The sequence below is a fragment of the Parahoeflea alexandrii genome (assembly GCF_024105735.1).
Classification (GTDB): domain Bacteria; phylum Pseudomonadota; class Alphaproteobacteria; order Rhizobiales; family Rhizobiaceae; genus Hoeflea; species Hoeflea alexandrii.
On record NZ_JAAAML010000003.1, the window covers coordinates 611131 to 627224 of the forward strand.

Genomic DNA, 16094 nt, shown 5'->3' on the forward strand with positions numbered 1-16094 from the left:
GTGGCGACAGAAGACACTTCCTCACCATCGGCGCCTGAGCCGGAAATCAAATCCGCCAACCAGCGCGGCGCAGCACGGCTGGCCGCGGTCCAGGCTCTCTATCAAATGGATATTGGCGGTGCGGGCGTGCTCGAGATCGTCGCCGAATATGAAGCGCATCGTCTCGGCAGCGAAATCGACGGCGAGCAGTACCGTCCGGCCGATCCGGCCTGGTTTCGCGCCGTCGTATCTGGCGTGGTCGACAACCAGCGTGCACTTGACCCGGTGATTCGCTCCGGTCTGACCGAGGACTGGCCATTGTCACGGCTTGATGCCACGCTGCGCGCGATCCTCAGGGCAGGGGCCTGGGAACTCTCCGCCAAGAAGGACGTGCCGGTGGCTGTCGTCGTCAATGAATATGTCGATGTGGCGCGCGCCTTCTTCGACGGCGAGGAGCCCAAGATCGTCAATGCGGTGCTTGATCGCCTGGCACGCAAATATCGCGGCGACCAGAACCCCGGCAAGGACTGACCAGCATGGCGTTTCTCGACAGGGTGGGGCTCGCCGGGACAACCGACGCCGAAAATCTTGCTCGCCGCAACGCGCTGTTGCTCTCGGGCGCGCAGGCCTTCGGTGGAGCAGCCGCTCCCATCGCCATTTCCATGGGTGGACTGGCTGGCTTCTACCTGCTCGGCGCCGACAAGTCCCTGGCAACGGCGCCGGTCACCGGTTTCAATCTCGGCGTTGCGATCGGCGCGCTGCCCGCCGCCTGGCTGATGCGTCAGATCGGACGCCGTTACGGCTTCCTCTCGGGCATGGTGATGACCGCGCTTGGCGGGATCATTTCGGCTATAGCGCTGTTCCGGCATGACTTCTGGCTGTTCGCCATCGGCATGATCTTTATCGGCCTGGGCGGCTCTTTCGTCCAGCAGTACCGGTTTGCGGCCGCCGACGGCTCCCCCACCAATTTCAAGGCTCAGGCCATCTCATGGGTGCTTGCTGGCGGTGTCTTCGCCGCCATCATCGGGCCGCAGACCGTGATTTTCACACGTGAACTGTTCGATCCGGTGATGTTTGCGGGCTCGTTCGTGGCCCTCGTGCCGCTGGCCCTGATCACCATGTCGATCCTGTGGTTTCTGCGCATCCCCAACGACACCAAGCCCGGTGACGCCGGCCACGATGAAACACCGGCCAGGCCGCTTCTCGAGATCATCAGCCAGTCCCGCTTCATCACCGCGATGATCTGCGGTGTCGGCTCCTATGCCCTGATGACCTTCATGATGACCGGTGCGCCGCTCGCCATGGTCGGCTGCGGCTTCTCGCCGGAACTGGCGACGCTCGGCATCCAGTGGCATGTCATGGCCATGTTCGCGCCGAGCTTCTTCACCGGCAAACTGATCGCCCGCTTCGGCCGCGACACCATCACCGCCGCCGGCCTTGTGATTTTGCTTGGCTGCGCGATCGTCGCCCATATGGGCATCGAGTTGTGGAACTTCTGGCTGGCCCTGGTGCTTCTCGGCGTCGGCTGGAACTTCGGCTTCATCGGTGCCACCACCATGGTCACCATGACCTACAGGCCGTCAGAGAAGAACAAGGTGCAGGGCTTTCACGATGTCACCCTGTTCGGCATTGTTGCCTTTTCCTCGCTGATGTCGGGCAAGGTGCTCAATGCGTGGGGCTGGGACGCCCTCAACAGCCTGTTCTGGCCGGTTGCGCTGTTCTGTCTGCTGGCGCTGGGCACGCAGGTCCTGCTGGAGCGCCGCCGCTCGATCTGAACGGTCTCGCCGGTGTGATGCTGCTGGGCCGCGGTGTTTTTGCGGACGCGGACCATCAGCGGCCATTCCGGCAGCGTTTCCCAATGCTTATTGGCTGTGCCCTGGCAATAACACCATATGCGCCCTTGACGGCACCCCACCTGTGTCGCAATCATCCGCCGCGATGCGGCAGGGTGCCCGGACGTGTGGTCCGTGCAGCTTTCGCCGCGCAATACCTGGCCGGGGGGAGGATTCCGGCCAAATTGGAGGGATATCAGCATGACAATTCTTTTTGCTGTGATCGCCTGCGGATTGCTTTCCGTTGTCTACGCCATCTGGGCGACCAAGTCGGTGATGGCCGCCGACCAGGGCAACGCACGCATGCAGGAAATCGCAGGCTACATTCGTGAAGGCGCTCAGGCCTACCTGAACCGCCAGTACACCACCATTGCCATCGTCGGTGCGGTGGTTTTCGTCATTACCTGGTTGTTGCTCGGCGCGACCGCCGCCATCGGCTTCCTGATCGGCGCGGTGCTGTCGGGTGCCGCGGGCTATGTCGGCATGCATGTGTCCGTGCGCGCCAACGTGCGCACCGCGCAGGCTTCGGCGGTCAATCTTGCCGGCGGCCTCGACATCGCCTTCAAGGCGGGCGCCATCACCGGCATGCTGGTGGCGGGCCTCGCGCTTTTGGGCGTTGCGGTCTACTACTACATCCTCACCGGCCCGATGGCGCTTGCCTCTGATAGCCGTCAGGTGATTGACGCGCTGGTGGCATTGGGGTTTGGCGCCTCGCTGATTTCCATCTTCGCCCGTCTCGGCGGCGGCATCTTTACCAAGGGTGCCGACGTTGGCGGCGACCTTGTTGGCAAGGTTGAAGCCGGCATTCCCGAAGACGATCCGCGCAACCCCGCAACCATCGCCGACAATGTGGGCGACAACGTCGGCGACTGCGCAGGCATGGCTGCCGACCTGTTCGAAACCTATGCGGTGACCGTTGTCGCCACCATGGTTCTGGGCGCCATCTTCTTTGGCGGCATGGATGTGCTTGGCTCGGCCATGCTCTATCCGCTGGCGATCTGCGGTGCATCGATCATCACCTCGATAGTGGGCACTTTCTTCGTCAAGCTCGGTACCAACGGCTCGATCATGGGCGCGCTCTACAAGGGCCTGATCGTAACGGGCGTGCTCTCCATCATCGGCCTGGGCGGCGCCACCTCGCTGACCATCGGCTGGGGTGAGATCGCCGTTATCGACGGCAAGTCGATAACCGGCACGGCACTGTTTGCCTGCGGCGTCGTCGGTCTGATCGTCACCGCGCTGATCGTGGTCATCACCGAGTACTACACCGGCACCAACAAGCGTCCGGTCAACTCGATCAGCCAGGCATCGGTCACCGGTCACGGGACCAACGTCATTCAGGGTCTCGCCATTTCGCTGGAATCGACGGCTCTGCCGGCGATCGTCATCGTTGGCGGCATCATCTCGACCTATCAGCTTGCCGGCCTGTTCGGCACCGGTATTGCCGTGACCGCCATGCTCGGCATCGCCGGCATGATCGTGGCACTGGACGCTTTCGGCCCGGTTACCGACAATGCCGGAGGCATCGCCGAAATGTCGGGTCTTCCGCCGGAAGTCCGCCAGGCCACCGATGCCCTCGACGCCGTCGGCAACACCACCAAGGCCGTGACCAAGGGTTACGCCATCGGTTCGGCCGGTCTCGGTGCACTGGTGCTGTTCGCGGCTTACTCGAACGACCTTCAGTTCTTTGCCGCCAAGGCGAACGCGGAAGGCTCGACGCTGTATCCCTACTTCAAGGATATGGGCGAGATCTCGTTCGATCTGTCCAACCCCTACGTGGTTGCCGGCCTGATCTTCGGTGGTCTGATCCCCTACCTGTTCGGCGGCATCGCCATGACGGCCGTGGGACGTGCGGCCGGCTCGATCGTGGAAGAGGTTCGCAGCCAGTTCAAGGCAAAGCCCGGCATCATGGCAGGCACCGAAAAGCCTGACTACGGCCGTGCGGTGGACATCCTGACCAAGGCTGCAATCCGTGAAATGATCGTGCCGTCGCTGCTGCCGGTTCTGGCGCCGCTGTTTGTCTATTTCGGCGTGCTGTTGATCTCCGGTTCGAAGGCATCAGCCTTTGCGGCCCTTGGTGCATCCCTGCTCGGCGTGATTGTCAACGGCCTCTTCGTCGCCATCTCGATGACCTCGGGCGGTGGTGCATGGGACAATGCCAAGAAGTCCTTCGAAGACGGCTTTGTCGACAAGGATGGCGTCAAGCACGAAAAGGGATCGGATGCCCACAAGGCTTCCGTGACCGGTGACACCGTCGGCGATCCCTACAAGGACACCGCCGGCCCGGCCGTCAACCCGGCCATCAAGATCACCAACATCGTTGCACTTCTGTTGCTGGCAGTGCTTGCGCACTGATCAAGAGACAGGATTGTCACAGTAAGGACCCCGCGGACAGCCATGTTCGCGGGGTTTTTTGATGCTATGTTCGCAGCAGCGCATAGCCGCGCAGAACGGGAGGGGCAATGACCGTCGCTGTCTTGGAAGGAAGCGGTTTCATTCTGGGAACCGCAGCACTGACACTGCTTTGCTATCTGCTCATGCGCTATCTGACCGGCGGTGATCCGGAGCAGCACACAAAGGATCTCGCCGGTTCGGTGATCTTCCGGGTCTCCGCCTTGCACGGGCTTATCCTGGCGCTGGTGTTTGCCCAGGAAATGGTGGATTACCAGCAACTGAAATTCGAAAGCACCGTCGAGGCCAATGCGATCGCCGACGTCTATTTCGATGCCCGGCGTTATGATCCGGATCTGGCGCCGACTGTGCAGGAGCCGATAGAGGCCTATCTCGAACTCGTCGTTTCACGGGAATGGGATCATCTGGCCGAAGGCAAGGGCCTGTTTGGCCCTGCCTGGGGGCAATGGGACGCGGCGTATGAGGCGGTGCTTGATCTTGAGCCGGCCGACCAGCGCCAGGAGAGCCTGCGCAGCCATATGCTTGACCGTATCCATGTCATCTCGGAGACGCGGGTCAAGCGTGAAAACCATGCGGCCGGCTCGATCAGCGCCATGTTCTGGTTCGCGGCAATGGCCGGCGTCGTCCTCATCGCGCTGGCCTACTACCCCTATCCGGTGCAGCGGCACAATGTCATGCTGATTGTCATGTTCGGCGCCTTCACGGGCCTGGTCCTGTTCTTTATCTCCGCCTTCTCGAATCCGTTCGACCCGCCCGGAGCGATCGGAACCGGCCCCTATCTGCGGCTTATCGAGCAGATTGCACGCTCATGAAATATGGAGATGAGGCCGCGGCGCAGCCCGAAAGGCTGCGCCTGGCTGGTTGGGATCAGTTGCCGCCGCCAAGGATGTTGCGGGCCGAGTTCGCCGCCGATTCAGCGCTTGATGCGCCGGCCAGGACCTGGGCAAGGAACGACTTGTCGACGCCGCCGGTCGGCGTCGTACGGGAGATCATGTCGAACACCCGGCCGTCCTGAAGTGTGTAGTTGGCGATCTGCTTGACTGTGCCTTCGTCATCGAAATAGACCGCCAGCACCGACTGGTCGACCAGCTTCGGCTTCATGAACATCGCTGCGCGTGTACGTTTCTGCGAGACGTAGTAGAAGACTTCATTGTCGAAGGTCGCCGTGGTCGAAGGCGTACCGAGCGATAACAGCACCTGTTCCCGGCTTGACCCGACAGGTGTCAGTTCAAGTGCGGTCTGATCGACGACGTAACCCTGATGGAAGACTTCCCCGGTTGTGCAGCCGCTCAGCGCGATCGTCGAGACCAGCGCGATTGCTGCGCCGAGACGCAAATTCCGTCCGGTTGCCTTGAAAACTCTTATCGTCAACGACATCTCCCTTTGGCACGCAGGCTTGAAAGCCGCAGCCATTGCGTTTTGCGTCCCATTCGGTAAACCAGCTTCCGCACGGATGCAACACGCCAGTCTCTTGCAGTTGCGATGATATCCATCGGCCATTGAAGGCATTTTCATGATCTGGAACCTGTTCAAGCGAAAAAAATCCAATCAGGCTCTGGTTGAAAGGCAATATGCCGAAATCACCAGGGCGGCGCGGGTGCCGGCCTTCTACGAATCGATGGGCGTTCCCGACACTGTTCTGGGTCGTTTCGAGATGATTTCCATCCATCTCATCCTGTATCTGCGCCGAACCGGCAAAGCCGGAGAGCCCTCGAGGGCGCTGGCCCAGGACATCGTCGACGCCTTCTTCGAGGACGTCGATCACTCGATCCGCGAACTTGGCATCGGCGATATGGGTGTGCCCAAGCGCATGAAAAAGCTCGCCCGCATGTTCTATGGCCGGGTCCAATCCTACGGCCAGGCGGTGGACGCCGGCGACCGGCAGGCCCTGATTGATGCGCTCAAGCGCAATCTTCACCCCGAAAGCGGTGATGCCGCACCGCCGATGCAGGCGCTCGCCGACTGGATGATCGCAACCGCCAGCACCGTGGAAGAGGTGCCGGATGAAACCCTTGCGGCCGGCCGGTTGACGTTCAATGCTTCCGACCGGGAGGTTGCATGATGACCGAGGCAGAAAAGGACCTGTTCGCCTACGAGGTCAAGGTCAGCCATGTGTCGGCCAATCCGATCACGGTCAGCATTGCCGCGGACACTGCTGATCTGCAGCGATTGGCCAGGCAGTGGGGCGTGCCTGAGGTATTGAAGTTCGAGGCCGAACTCTCCCTTGGCCGCTGGAAGCGCGACGGTGTGCGGGTGAAGGGCCATGTCAGCTCCGAAATCGTTCAGGACTGTGTCGTCACCCTCGATCCGGTGCAGCAGCAGATCGAGGAGGATGTCGAAGCTGTCTTCCTTCCCGAGAATTCGCGCCTGGCACAACGGGCCGTCGACGGCAATGGCGAGATGTTTCTTGATCCGGACGGGCCGGACCTGCCCGAACTGTTCAGCGGCGATTCGATCGATGTCGGTGCGGTCGCTGCCGAGTTCGCGGCGCTCTCGATTGACGAGTATCCGCGAAAGCCGGGCCTGGACTATGCGGACCGGATCGAGAGTGATCCGTCGGTGGACAAAAAACCGTCACCTTTTGCGGTTTTGCAAGGTCTCAAGCGCGACGATTCCGCTTCTTGACGCCATGTGCGACGACAAAGCGGTTGTACGCAGAGCGAAAACGGGTATTTTCTGCCGACAAATCCGGCCTGAAGAGCCGGGGACAAAGGACGGGGCGTGATCAGGATTGCGGTTGATTTGATGGGGGGCGACCACGGCCCCAAGGTTGTCGTGCCCGGCGTCGCCAAAGCGCTGGAGCGTCATCCCGACATCCGCTTTTCCCTGTTCGGCCTCGAGAGTGATTGCAGCCCTGTGCTCGACAAGTACCCTGCGCTCCGCGAAGCCTCGACATTCGTGCCTTGCGAGGTCGCCGTCAGCATGGACGACAAGCCCAGCCAGGCTCTGCGCCACGGCAGGTATCGCTCGTCGATGTGGCGCGCCATCGAGGCGGTGAAGACCGGCGATGCCGATGTCTGTGTCTCCGCGGGCAACACCGGCGCGCTGATGGCGATGTCGCGCTTCTGCCTGCGCACAATGGCCAACATCGACCGGCCGGCCATCGCCGCCATCTGGCCCACGATGAAGGGTGAGAGCATCGTTCTTGATGTGGGCGCCACCGTTGGCGCCGATGCCCAGCAGCTCATCGACTTCACCATGATGGGTGCGGCGATGGCGCGCGCCCTGTTCGAGATCGAAAAGCCGACCGTCGGTCTGCTCAACATCGGCGTCGAGGAGATCAAGGGGCAGGAGGAAGTCAAGGAAGCCGGTCGGTTGATCCGCGAGGCCGCGATGCCGAGCTTTGACTATTATGGCTTCGTCGAGGGAGACGACATCGGCAAGGGAACCGTCGACGTGGTGGTGACCGAGGGGTTTTCCGGCAACATCGCGCTCAAGACCGCCGAAGGCACCGCCCGCCAGATCGCAAGTTATCTTCGCGCGGCGATGTCGCGCACCCTGATGGCGCGCATCGGCTACGTTTTCGCCAAGGGCGCGTTCGACCTGCTGCGTGAGAAGATGGATCCCGGCAAGGTCAATGGCGGGGTCTTTCTCGGCCTGAACGGCATCGTCATCAAGAGCCATGGCGGGGCCGACATTGAAGGTTTTGCGGCAGCCGTCGATGTCGGCTATGACATGGCCCGCAACGGTCTGAAGGCCAAAATCGAACATGATCTCAAACTTTTTCACACGCGCCGCTCGGCACTTGCTGTTTCGGTCGGTGACACTTCTTCCAGCTAGGATGCCAGCATGATCCGTTCCGTCGTTCGTGGTTTCGGGGCTCACCTCCCTGAGCGCATCATGAAAAACAGTGATATGGAAGGCGTTGTCGAGACCAGCGACGAATGGATCGTGCAGCGCACCGGTATCCGCCAGCGCCACATTGCCGGCGAAGGCGAGACAACGGCGTCGCTGGGCGAGATGGCAGCACGTCAGGCGCTCGAGCGGGCCAACATGACCCCGGACGATATCGATCTTATCGTCTGCGCCACGTCCACGCCGGACAACACGTTTCCTGCCACCGCGGTCAATATCCAGAACCGGCTTGGCATGCATCACGGCGCAGCCTTTGACCTTCAGGCCGTCTGCTCGGGCTTTGTTTTCGCCGTCACCACGGCCGACAGCTACATCAAGTCCGGACTGGCCAAGCGCGTCCTTGTTATCGGAGCGGAGACGTTCTCGCGCATTCTTGACTGGAACGACCGCACAACCTGCGTTCTGTTCGGCGATGGCGCCGGCGCCATCGTGCTCGAAGCCGTCGAAGGAGAGGGCACCAATGCCGACCGGGGTGTTCTCACCGCGCATCTGCGTTCCGACGGGGCGCATCGCGAGAAGCTCTATGTCGATGGCGGCCCGTCGACGACCGGCACTGTCGGTCACTTGCGCATGCAGGGGCGGGAAGTGTTCAAGCACGCCGTCGGCATGATCACCGATGTCATCGAAGCTGCCTATGAAGCGACCGGCCTCGGTTCCAGCGACATCGACTGGTTCGTGCCCCACCAGGCAAATCGCCGGATCATCGACGCTTCGGCGCGCAAGCTTGGGATCGACGATGGCAAGGTGGTCATAACCGTTGACCACCACGGCAATACCTCCGCCGCGTCCATTCCGCTGGCGCTAAACGAGGCGGCTTCGGATGGCAGGATAAAGCAAGGTGATCTTGTTCTGCTGGAAGCGATGGGCGGCGGTTTCACCTGGGGATCGGTGCTGTTGCGCTGGTAACCGTCAGGTTTTTCTCAACGGAAAATTAACCCTTCCGGGGTCGCTGTTTAGGTGCAGCGCAGTAATGCGGGCGCATTTATGGGAGTTGCTTGACCTTGAGGAACATGATCCATAAAGTTATCGGACTGCATCTACGGGCGGCGGGGAAGCTCACCAGTTTGGTTGGAAAAAATGAGTGGTAAAACAATTACCAGGGCTGATCTTGCGGAGGCGGTTTTCCGCAAGGTCGGGCTCTCTCGAACCGAGTCAGCAGAGCTCGTCGAGATGGTCATAGACGAAGTCTGCAGCGCCATCGTGCGTGGCGACAGCGTCAAGCTCTCGTCCTTTGCGACCTTCCAGGTGCGCGACAAGAAGGAACGCATCGGCCGCAATCCCAAGACCGGCGAGGAAGTGCCGATCAGCCCGCGCCGGGTCATGACCTTCAAGGCCTCCAACGTGCTCAAGAACCGTGTTCTGAAGGGGCATCTGGCCCGAAAAGGCAAAGCCAAGTCCTGAGCGGCCCTGGCACGAGACCAAGCGGTCCCGGGCAATGCCGAGACAGGGCGGTGCAGGTCCTGCTTCAGATCGCACTTGATATTTTTCACGCAAACCTTTGAAATGACGGTTCCCTGATGCGCTGTTGCCGCGATTCGGGGCGCCTTTGCACAGATTGCTGGCGGCGCTCGACATGCCGTTGGTGCCCACTGTGGTGCGCATCAGATTGGAATTTGGCAGGTTTTCCGTCCGGTTCATCCGGCGGGGCTGCCTGAGATCGGAGTGGTCCAATGGACAAGAGCCCTGACGCGTTCCGGACAATATCGGAAGTGGCCGAAGACCTGGATCTTCCGCAGCACGTTTTGAGGTTCTGGGAAACCAGGTTCACCCAGATCAAGCCGATGAAACGCGGCGGCGGCCGTCGTTATTACAGGCCCGATGACATCGAACTGCTCAAGGGCATCCGCATCCTGCTCTATGATCAGGGATACACGATCAAGGGCGTGCAGAAACTGCTCAAGCAGAACGGCAACAAGTTCGTCATTGCGATTGGCAGCGGGGACATGGCCGCGGTGGAGGCTCTATCGGCCACAATCGCGGAAGAAAAGCCCGCTCCGCGGGCAGCCGCGCCGGCGGAGGAAGATCAACTGGTCGGCAAGCCGCGGCTGCCGTCGACGCGCCGGTTTTTCGGTCTCGGCGGCGATGCCGGCAAGTCCGAGGCCGAGGCGCCGGAGCCGGGAGCAGGCGGTCTCAAACGGGATGATCGCGCGCTGCTTCAGGAGGCTCTTTACGACCTGCTCGAATGCAAGCGGCTGCTTGACCAGGTGCGCTGAGCTTCTACCGCGTGAATTCTGCCCTCCATCGGAAACGATCCAGGGCGGTATTCAGCAGCATGAAATTCTACAGCCTGAACATGAAATCCGTTAGTTGAGCAGCTTGCATTGCAGGCTGCGCGCCTCGGCGATCGCGGCTTCAAGATGGGCCTCCAGATGCCCGAGTTTCTTTGCCTTGGCCAGGGCCAGGGCCATCTCCAGCTGCATGAGGACCATGACGATGCGGTCATGTTCATCCTGTGTCGCAAGGGTGACGATTTCCGGAGCAGGGCGGGGAAGACGGGGCAAGCTCATGAGCGGGCTGTAAACCCTTCGAAATAGGATCTGAGATCCTCGCGCGAAAACTGCTTCTCGATTTCCTGCGGCGTCATGGTGTCGGCTCCGAACCAGGGAAACTTTCGTTCGTCAAAGCTGTCCGTAAGGAAATCGATGAAGTTCCTGTGCCGTGCGCTCTTGGCGATCTCGGGATGGGTTGCGAGCCAGATCTCGACACGGAAGTCGAACCCGAGATCGACATGTTCCACATCGCCGCCGATTGCCCGGGCATAATTCGGCATCAGGCCGATGCCTGCACCCTTCGCAACGGCCCAGTAATGCGCCGAGGAGAAATTGGTCTTCATCCGCACTATGCGCTCGGCAATCTTCGGGCCGAACACCTTGTCCAGCTCGTAGCCGCGCAACTGGTCGGTCTGCTGCTCGACCACACGGTGATTGACCATGTCGGCCACGCTCTTTGGCCGTCCGAACTGTTCGAGGTAGCTCGAACTGGCAAAAGGCAGCAGATGCAGATAGCCCAGCCGCTTGACCTTGAGTTCGGGCCGGTTGGGCATTTCCAGCTGCACCGAGATATCGGCTTCCATGCGCAACACGTCGACCGAGCGCATGGCGCATTGCAGCTCGATACGGTTCTGCGCCCCGGTTTCGTTCATGTAGTCGACAATGCGCGGGGTCAGCCAGAAGCTGCCCAGACCCTCGGTGATGGCGAGGCGGATCGGGCCGTTCGCCTCGCGCTCCGCCATCGCTGCAACACGCCACATGTCCGAGACCGAGCTTTCGACATCGCGTGCAGCAAGCACGACCCGGCGGCCTTCGTCGGTCAGCCTTACGCCCTCGGCCTCACGGAACAGCAGCAGATAGCCGAGCTGGTCTTCAAGCCGCGAGATCGTGCGCCGTGCGGTGTTGACCGACATGCCCAGTTCTTCCGAAGCCTTGCGGAAGCTGTTGAGCCGCGCGACAGCCAGAAAGATCCGGATACTGTTCCAATCGGCATTGCGCCACTGGTGTTCCATGGGTGGAACTCTCTGTTACAATCTTTGCCAAAGTCAACGCGGTTCTGCACGGTTACTCTACCCCAACTGGAAGGGGTATCAGGCCATGTCAGCCACACCACAAAATAGTTTTTCATCATCAAAAGCAAGTGCATTGGCTGCGGAGGCGGCTTTGGAAGCCCAACGCATGCAGCGCGCTGCGGCCATGGTGAGCGTGACCAACCGGCTCGAACCGGCCGATGTCCCGCGTCTGCTTGAAGCGGCGGGAAAGGCCATCGGCCGGCTGGCCGAGCCTGCGACGGTGATCAGGGTGGCTGAACGCAACGCCGATTCGGTCTGGCTGTTCACCCGGCGAGGCCGCAGCCGGCCCGAGGGGTTCATGTCGGCGCTTTTGCTCAACGAGGCAGGTCGTTCGGCGCTTTTCGAGGGAACGCTCAACCTGCTTGATCCGCAGGACGAGTATCTGGTCAGCCAGCACGAACGTCCTGCGGCGATCTATGTCTGGGCCAGCTTTACGCCCGGTGTGCTGGCAGCCGGCATCAACCGCGTGATGGACCGGTTTGATTCGCCCCATTACGCCGAGGCCGACATCATCTCGACATCCTTCACCCTGCGCGGCCACCGCGCCATGGTGCGGCGCGGTTTCGAACAGGGGGTCTGGCACGGCGGACGCCTGATCGAGGATTTCTACATGATCCCGCGCCGGCCGAAGACGCTTTCCGCACGCATGCCAAGCTATGCCACCCATGACCCGGTGCTGCGTCCGACCGGTATCCGTGTGGTCAACGGTTTTGACGACATGATGCGGGTCGCCGCCGTCCGCTCCGCTGTCTACATCGGAGAGCAGTCCTGCCCCTACAACGAGGAATTCGACGGCAACGATCTCGCCGCGACCCATTTGCTGGCGCTGGTCGACAATGAGCCGGCGGGGTGCATGCGGCTGCGTTTCTTCGGTGATTTCGCCAAGCTCGAGCGGCTTGCCGTGCGACGCGAGTTCCGCACCTCGCGGACCGCTTTCCAGCTCGTGCGGGCCAGTGTCGCGCTGTGCAGGGAAAAGGGGTTCCGGCGCATCTACGGTCACGCGCGCGAAGATTACCTGAACTTCTGGCAGCATTTCGGTTTCAGTCTCAAGGAAAATGGCGCGCCGTTCGCGTTCTCCGATCATGTTTTCGTCGAGATGGCGGACGATATCGAACCTTCGCCCACCGCGCTGTCGCTGAAGGATGACCCCTATCGCCTGATCCGGCCCGAAGGGGCCTGGCATGTTCCCGGCCCGCTTGAAGCCTCGGCCGCGCGCCATCCCGACCTGCAAGCAGCCCGGGCCTGAAAGGAAGCATCGATGACAACAGACGCCGGTTCCTATGCCTGGATCATTCGTACGCTTGTAACCTGCAGGGAGGAAGCCGACCGGATGCAGTTGAACGATCTCAGCCGTCTCATCAACATGGCCGTGTTGCAGACCGCGCTGGACTGGGAGGGAGAAGAGCCTTCCAGAGTGTCGAACACGAATCTTGAAGCCCTGTTGCGGCTCAAGATGAAACTCGCGTTTTCGGAACGAAGCGACAATGTCTTCGTTCTGAACTCGAAAACCGCCGGGGAAGCCTAACGACCTGCGGTTTGCCGGGCGGGTGCAAGGGTTGACGCCACCGCATGCGGCGCGCCCGCCCGGTTTTCTCATTTACCTGCCGCTGCCTCGGGCGGAATTGGTATGCCGGACTGACACCCGGGGATGGCAAAAGCTACTCAAGGCCTCTGCCGCTTTGCTGGTGAAAGCGGCATCGACTTCAACAGGGTCAGCCCAGAAGTGTCCGGTTCAGGGTCGCCACCGGAGCATTAAGAACCCACACCAGCCCCGTCGGGCAATAGTTGATCTCCGTCTGGCCGTTCAGCGCCGCACTCAGGTGACGATCGAGGATCTGTGTGCCGAAACTTGTCTGCTCGGGCTCTGTCACCGCCGGCCCGCCGCTTTCCTGCCAGCGCAGTTCGAGCCGCTCGCCGGCCTCGCTCTGCTGTACCGTCCAGCTGATTTCGACCTTGCCGGTTTCGACGCTGAGCGCACCATATTTCGAGGCATTGGTGGCAAGCTCGTGGATCGCCATTCCGAGATTTTGAACGGCGTCCGAGCCGAGCGAAAATTCTCCCCCTTCGAGCACGATATTGCCGCCGATCGAGCCGAATGTGCGCACATGGTTTTCGATCAGGTCCCTCAGCGTGATTGCCTTCCATTCGCTGGCGGTCAGCAGGTCGATCGACTGCCCGAGACCGGCAATCCGGTCTGCCGTCGATGCCACCAGGTCCTGCGGGGTCTTGGCCTTCTTCGAGCTCTGGCGGACCATGGCGAGCACGATCGAGATCAGGTTCTTGGTCCGGTGTGCAAGTTCCTGCGTGACGATGGTCAGCTGTTCTTCCTTCTGGCTCCGGTCATAGGACGCGTTCGACAGCGCCCGCGCAATCAGGTCGAGTTCGCTGATCCGGGTGTGGATTGGCGAAACAACGCGACCGTGACCGACACCTTCCGCCATGCGGGAGATGCCGCGTACCTCGTTCCGGATCAGCTTCGTGCCGGCGTAGATGACGACAACGCACACCCCCAGCAGCACAAGCGTGCCCAGGATGAGCATTTTCCAGGTCTTGAGGATCGGCGCCTGTGCGGAGGCAAGGGGGCCCGATATCACCGCGTTCCACGGGGTCCCGCGGATCGGTGCATAAGCGAGGACCAGCTCCTCCGGGCCGTCGAAGTGCGAGATGAACGGCAGGCTGGAGACATCTTCGGCGCGAATGTCGACCGGCAATATGTCGGGGGTGGTCATTTGGACCGATATCGGACTTTCAGGCACGAGCGTATTGCCGTCGCCATCAATGATTGCGGCTGTCCAGCCATCGGGAAGCGGCAATTCTGCCATCGCACCAGCCAGGTCGTCCGCGTTCATGGTGGTCACCAGCATGCGGGCATCGGATACCACAGAGACGTCCACCGGCTTGAGCACGTTGAACACCCATTTCCTCGAGGTTCTTCCCATGAAGAAGTTGGAAACGACCGGCCTGCCGGTTTCCATCGCCCTCCTGAAGCCGTCGCTATCCGATATGGTCCCCAGCGGCGCGCCATAGTCGACCCGGGTGTTGAGCAACTGCCTGCCGGCCTCGTCGACGACGATGACGAACTGGCCTGTCTCACGCAAGGCAAACTCGCTCCGCCGATGGAACGTTTTGAGGTCGCCATTGGCGAGTTCCTCAGTCGAGGCCAGCAGGTTGACGGTCGTCGTCATGCTGTTGATCACCGGCTCGACAGCGCGCGCGATGCTCTGCGCGGAGCGCAACGTTCGCCGGTCGACAGAGTCGGCTTCGCTCGATTGAAGCTGCGCGGCCAGAAACCACAGAAACAGGCTGAACGGAGCAACGATCGCGAACAGCGAAAAAGTCAGCCATGTCGAAATTGAGTATCGTCGCAACGCGATTTCCGCCTGTAATCACACGCAGGAGACAGTTAAAGCCATCCGGAAACTTGTCAATTAACATAGGTTAACCGGCTGCCCTGCCGGCAAGCCGAAGGGATCATATTTGAAGACATTCCGACACAAAAGCGTTTCAAGAATGGCCCCCAACAGCGTCCGGCGGTGTTTCAGGCCTCCTGAGCTACGGTTCGCGGCGTCCTCGCTGTCTAGTGTTTGAAAACCGCACCAACATCGGGTAGCCATGCGTTCGGCAGGGCCGTCCGGCCCGACCTTTTTTCCAACCGGGGGCGAACTTATGAATCTTGATCAGGCGATGCAGGACCGTCGTTCCATCCGGGGATTCCTCGACAAGCCGGTTCCGCGTGATCTGCTTGAGGAGGTGATTGCGCTCGCCAACCGCGCGCCCTCGTCAATGAACACCCAGCCCTGGCACCTGCACGTGCTGACCGGTGAGCCGCTGGAACGGGTTCGCAAGGGCAATACCGAACGCATGCTCGCCGGCGTCACGCCGAGCCGCGAGATCGAGGATTACGCCGCCTATGAGGGCGAGCACCGCAAGCGCCAGATCGAGATCGCCGTGCAGCTGTTCGAAGCCATGGGCATCGAACGCCACGACGCCGAGCGCCGGCAGGACTGGGTGATGCGGGGTTTTCGCCAGTTCGATGCGCCGGTTTCGGTGGTGGTCTGCTTCGACCGCGATCTGCTGGGTAACACCATCGCCCATTTCGACACCGGCGCCATGACTTATGGTCTTGTGCTGGCGGCCTGGAGCAGGGGGCTCGGCGCGGTGATCAACGGCCAGGGCATCATGCAAAGCCCGGTGGTGCGTGAAGTCGCCAACATTCCGGAGGACCAGGTGATCCTCACCTGCGTGGCGCTCGGCTGGCCCGACGACGAGTTCATTGCCAATTCCGTCGTCTCCCGCCGCCGTCCGGTGGAGAACGTCACCCGGTTCCTGGGCTTCGGCGACTAAGCGCTGCCATGCCTTTTCCCGGTTTTTCCGAGAGAGCCGACATTTTGCTCTTGCCCGCAAAACACTGATGATCTAAGCCCTGTCCCCAGTCGGAGCGTAGCGCAGCCCGG

At 61.3% G+C, this 16094-nt stretch carries 17 protein-coding genes; 13 read left to right on the forward strand and 4 right to left on the reverse strand.

The window, feature by feature from the left end; genetic code table 11:
* The 4 genes from nusB to GTW23_RS17855 all read left to right on the forward strand — a co-directional run bounded on the left by nusB (nucleotide 1) and on the right by GTW23_RS17855 (nucleotide 5035).
* Entirely contained in the window at nucleotides 1–510 is a 510-nt protein-coding gene (gene nusB, locus GTW23_RS17840; protein WP_375588804.1) for a transcription antitermination factor NusB, read from the forward strand.
* A 5-nt stretch (nucleotides 511–515) separates the two neighbouring features.
* Nucleotides 516–1754 (forward strand): MFS transporter, encoded by a 1239-nt coding sequence (locus GTW23_RS17845; RefSeq protein WP_252916764.1) that lies wholly within the window; start codon nucleotides 516–518, stop codon nucleotides 1752–1754.
* Nucleotides 1755–2012: 258 nt separating this feature from the next.
* Nucleotides 2013–4166 (forward strand): sodium-translocating pyrophosphatase, encoded by a 2154-nt coding sequence (locus GTW23_RS17850; RefSeq protein ID WP_152009205.1) that lies wholly within the window; start codon nucleotides 2013–2015, stop codon nucleotides 4164–4166.
* Between the two features lie 107 nt (nucleotides 4167–4273).
* A complete protein-coding gene (locus GTW23_RS17855; RefSeq protein WP_252916765.1) occupies nucleotides 4274–5035 on the forward strand; it encodes a bestrophin-like domain in 762 nt (253 codons plus the stop codon).
* A 55-nt stretch (nucleotides 5036–5090) separates the two neighbouring features.
* Here GTW23_RS17855 and GTW23_RS17860 read toward each other — a convergent pair whose 3' ends face one another.
* On the reverse strand, nucleotides 5091–5600 hold the full coding sequence (locus tag GTW23_RS17860; protein WP_152009203.1) for an outer membrane protein assembly factor BamE: 510 nt from the start codon (nucleotides 5598–5600) through the stop codon (nucleotides 5091–5093).
* A gap of 136 nt (nucleotides 5601–5736) precedes the next feature.
* Here GTW23_RS17860 and GTW23_RS17865 point away from each other — a divergent pair, with 136 nt between their 5' ends.
* From GTW23_RS17865 to GTW23_RS17890, 6 genes are all read left to right on the forward strand, one after another.
* Nucleotides 5737–6285, forward strand: a complete 549-nt coding sequence (locus GTW23_RS17865) for a ubiquinol-cytochrome C chaperone family protein (RefSeq protein ID WP_252916766.1) — start codon at nucleotides 5737–5739, stop codon at nucleotides 6283–6285.
* Complete coding sequence (locus GTW23_RS17870; RefSeq protein WP_252917000.1) at nucleotides 6285–6848, forward strand: YceD family protein; 564 nt, start codon at nucleotides 6285–6287, stop codon at nucleotides 6846–6848. Before GTW23_RS17865 ends, GTW23_RS17870 begins: the two co-directional genes overlap by 1 nt.
* Before the next feature lie 96 nt (nucleotides 6849–6944).
* Entirely contained in the window at nucleotides 6945–8003 is a 1059-nt protein-coding gene (gene plsX / locus GTW23_RS17875; RefSeq protein WP_252916767.1) for a phosphate acyltransferase PlsX, read from the forward strand.
* A 9-nt stretch (nucleotides 8004–8012) separates the two neighbouring features.
* Nucleotides 8013–8984, forward strand: coding sequence for a beta-ketoacyl-ACP synthase III (locus GTW23_RS17880; protein ID WP_252916768.1), 972 nt, complete (start codon nucleotides 8013–8015; stop codon nucleotides 8982–8984).
* Between the two features lie 171 nt (nucleotides 8985–9155).
* Nucleotides 9156–9479, forward strand: coding sequence for an integration host factor subunit alpha (locus GTW23_RS17885; RefSeq protein WP_152009198.1), 324 nt, complete (start codon nucleotides 9156–9158; stop codon nucleotides 9477–9479).
* A 269-nt stretch (nucleotides 9480–9748) separates the two neighbouring features.
* Nucleotides 9749–10291 (forward strand): MerR family transcriptional regulator, encoded by a 543-nt coding sequence (locus tag GTW23_RS17890; RefSeq protein WP_252916769.1) that lies wholly within the window; start codon nucleotides 9749–9751, stop codon nucleotides 10289–10291.
* Between the two features lie 90 nt (nucleotides 10292–10381).
* Here the strand turns inward: GTW23_RS17890 and GTW23_RS17895 are convergent, their stop codons facing one another.
* On the reverse strand, nucleotides 10382–10585 hold the full coding sequence (locus tag GTW23_RS17895; RefSeq protein ID WP_152009196.1) for a hypothetical protein: 204 nt from the start codon (nucleotides 10583–10585) through the stop codon (nucleotides 10382–10384).
* Nucleotides 10582–11580 carry a LysR family transcriptional regulator gene (locus tag GTW23_RS17900; protein WP_252916770.1) on the reverse strand — a complete coding sequence of 333 codons (999 nt, stop codon included), beginning with the start codon at nucleotides 11578–11580 and terminating at the stop codon, nucleotides 10582–10584. The genes GTW23_RS17895 and GTW23_RS17900 overlap by 4 nt, the downstream gene beginning before the upstream one ends.
* A 166-nt stretch (nucleotides 11581–11746) precedes the next feature.
* Between GTW23_RS17900 and GTW23_RS17905 the strand changes: the two genes are divergently transcribed.
* Together GTW23_RS17905 and GTW23_RS17910 are read left to right on the forward strand one after the other, a co-directional pair.
* On the forward strand, nucleotides 11747–12886 hold the full coding sequence (locus GTW23_RS17905; RefSeq protein WP_252916771.1) for a GNAT family N-acetyltransferase: 1140 nt from the start codon (nucleotides 11747–11749) through the stop codon (nucleotides 12884–12886).
* A gap of 12 nt (nucleotides 12887–12898) precedes the next feature.
* Complete coding sequence (locus GTW23_RS17910; RefSeq protein ID WP_152009193.1) at nucleotides 12899–13165, forward strand: hypothetical protein; 267 nt, start codon at nucleotides 12899–12901, stop codon at nucleotides 13163–13165.
* Between the two features lie 187 nt (nucleotides 13166–13352).
* On the opposite strand, the gene GTW23_RS17915 is transcribed toward GTW23_RS17910, so the two are convergent.
* Complete coding sequence (locus tag GTW23_RS17915; RefSeq protein WP_252916772.1) at nucleotides 13353–15008, reverse strand: sensor histidine kinase; 1656 nt, start codon at nucleotides 15006–15008, stop codon at nucleotides 13353–13355.
* A 298-nt stretch (nucleotides 15009–15306) separates the two neighbouring features.
* Here GTW23_RS17915 and GTW23_RS17920 point away from each other — a divergent pair, with 298 nt between their 5' ends.
* On the forward strand, nucleotides 15307–15984 hold the full coding sequence (locus GTW23_RS17920) for a nitroreductase (RefSeq protein WP_252916773.1): 678 nt from the start codon (nucleotides 15307–15309) through the stop codon (nucleotides 15982–15984).
* Nucleotides 15985–16094 lie beyond the last annotated feature (110 nt).

Bases quoted from the DNA above. Each gene is read 5' to 3' on its own strand.
- GTW23_RS17890 (WP_252916769.1), top strand. From the start codon at position 9,749: ATGGACAAGAGCCCTGACGCGTTCCGGACAATATCGGAAGTGGCCGAA.
- GTW23_RS17845 (WP_252916764.1), top strand. From the start codon at position 516: ATGGCGTTTCTCGACAGGGTGGGGCTCGCCGGGACAACCGACGCCGAA.
- GTW23_RS17860 (WP_152009203.1), bottom strand. From the start codon at position 5,600: ATGTCGTTGACGATAAGAGTTTTCAAGGCAACCGGACGGAATTTGCGT.
- GTW23_RS17910 (WP_152009193.1), top strand. From the start codon at position 12,899: ATGACAACAGACGCCGGTTCCTATGCCTGGATCATTCGTACGCTTGTA.
- GTW23_RS17865 (WP_252916766.1), top strand. From the start codon at position 5,737: ATGATCTGGAACCTGTTCAAGCGAAAAAAATCCAATCAGGCTCTGGTT.
- GTW23_RS17920 (WP_252916773.1), top strand. From the start codon at position 15,307: ATGAATCTTGATCAGGCGATGCAGGACCGTCGTTCCATCCGGGGATTC.
- GTW23_RS17880 (WP_252916768.1), top strand. From the start codon at position 8,013: ATGATCCGTTCCGTCGTTCGTGGTTTCGGGGCTCACCTCCCTGAGCGC.
- GTW23_RS17870 (WP_252917000.1), top strand. From the start codon at position 6,285: ATGACCGAGGCAGAAAAGGACCTGTTCGCCTACGAGGTCAAGGTCAGC.
- GTW23_RS17885 (WP_152009198.1), top strand. From the start codon at position 9,156: ATGAGTGGTAAAACAATTACCAGGGCTGATCTTGCGGAGGCGGTTTTC.
- GTW23_RS17905 (WP_252916771.1), top strand. From the start codon at position 11,747: ATGCAGCGCGCTGCGGCCATGGTGAGCGTGACCAACCGGCTCGAACCG.
- GTW23_RS17895 (WP_152009196.1), bottom strand. From the start codon at position 10,585: ATGAGCTTGCCCCGTCTTCCCCGCCCTGCTCCGGAAATCGTCACCCTT.
- GTW23_RS17900 (WP_252916770.1), bottom strand. From the start codon at position 11,580: ATGGAACACCAGTGGCGCAATGCCGATTGGAACAGTATCCGGATCTTT.
- GTW23_RS17855 (WP_252916765.1), top strand. From the start codon at position 4,274: ATGACCGTCGCTGTCTTGGAAGGAAGCGGTTTCATTCTGGGAACCGCA.
- GTW23_RS17850 (WP_152009205.1), top strand. From the start codon at position 2,013: ATGACAATTCTTTTTGCTGTGATCGCCTGCGGATTGCTTTCCGTTGTC.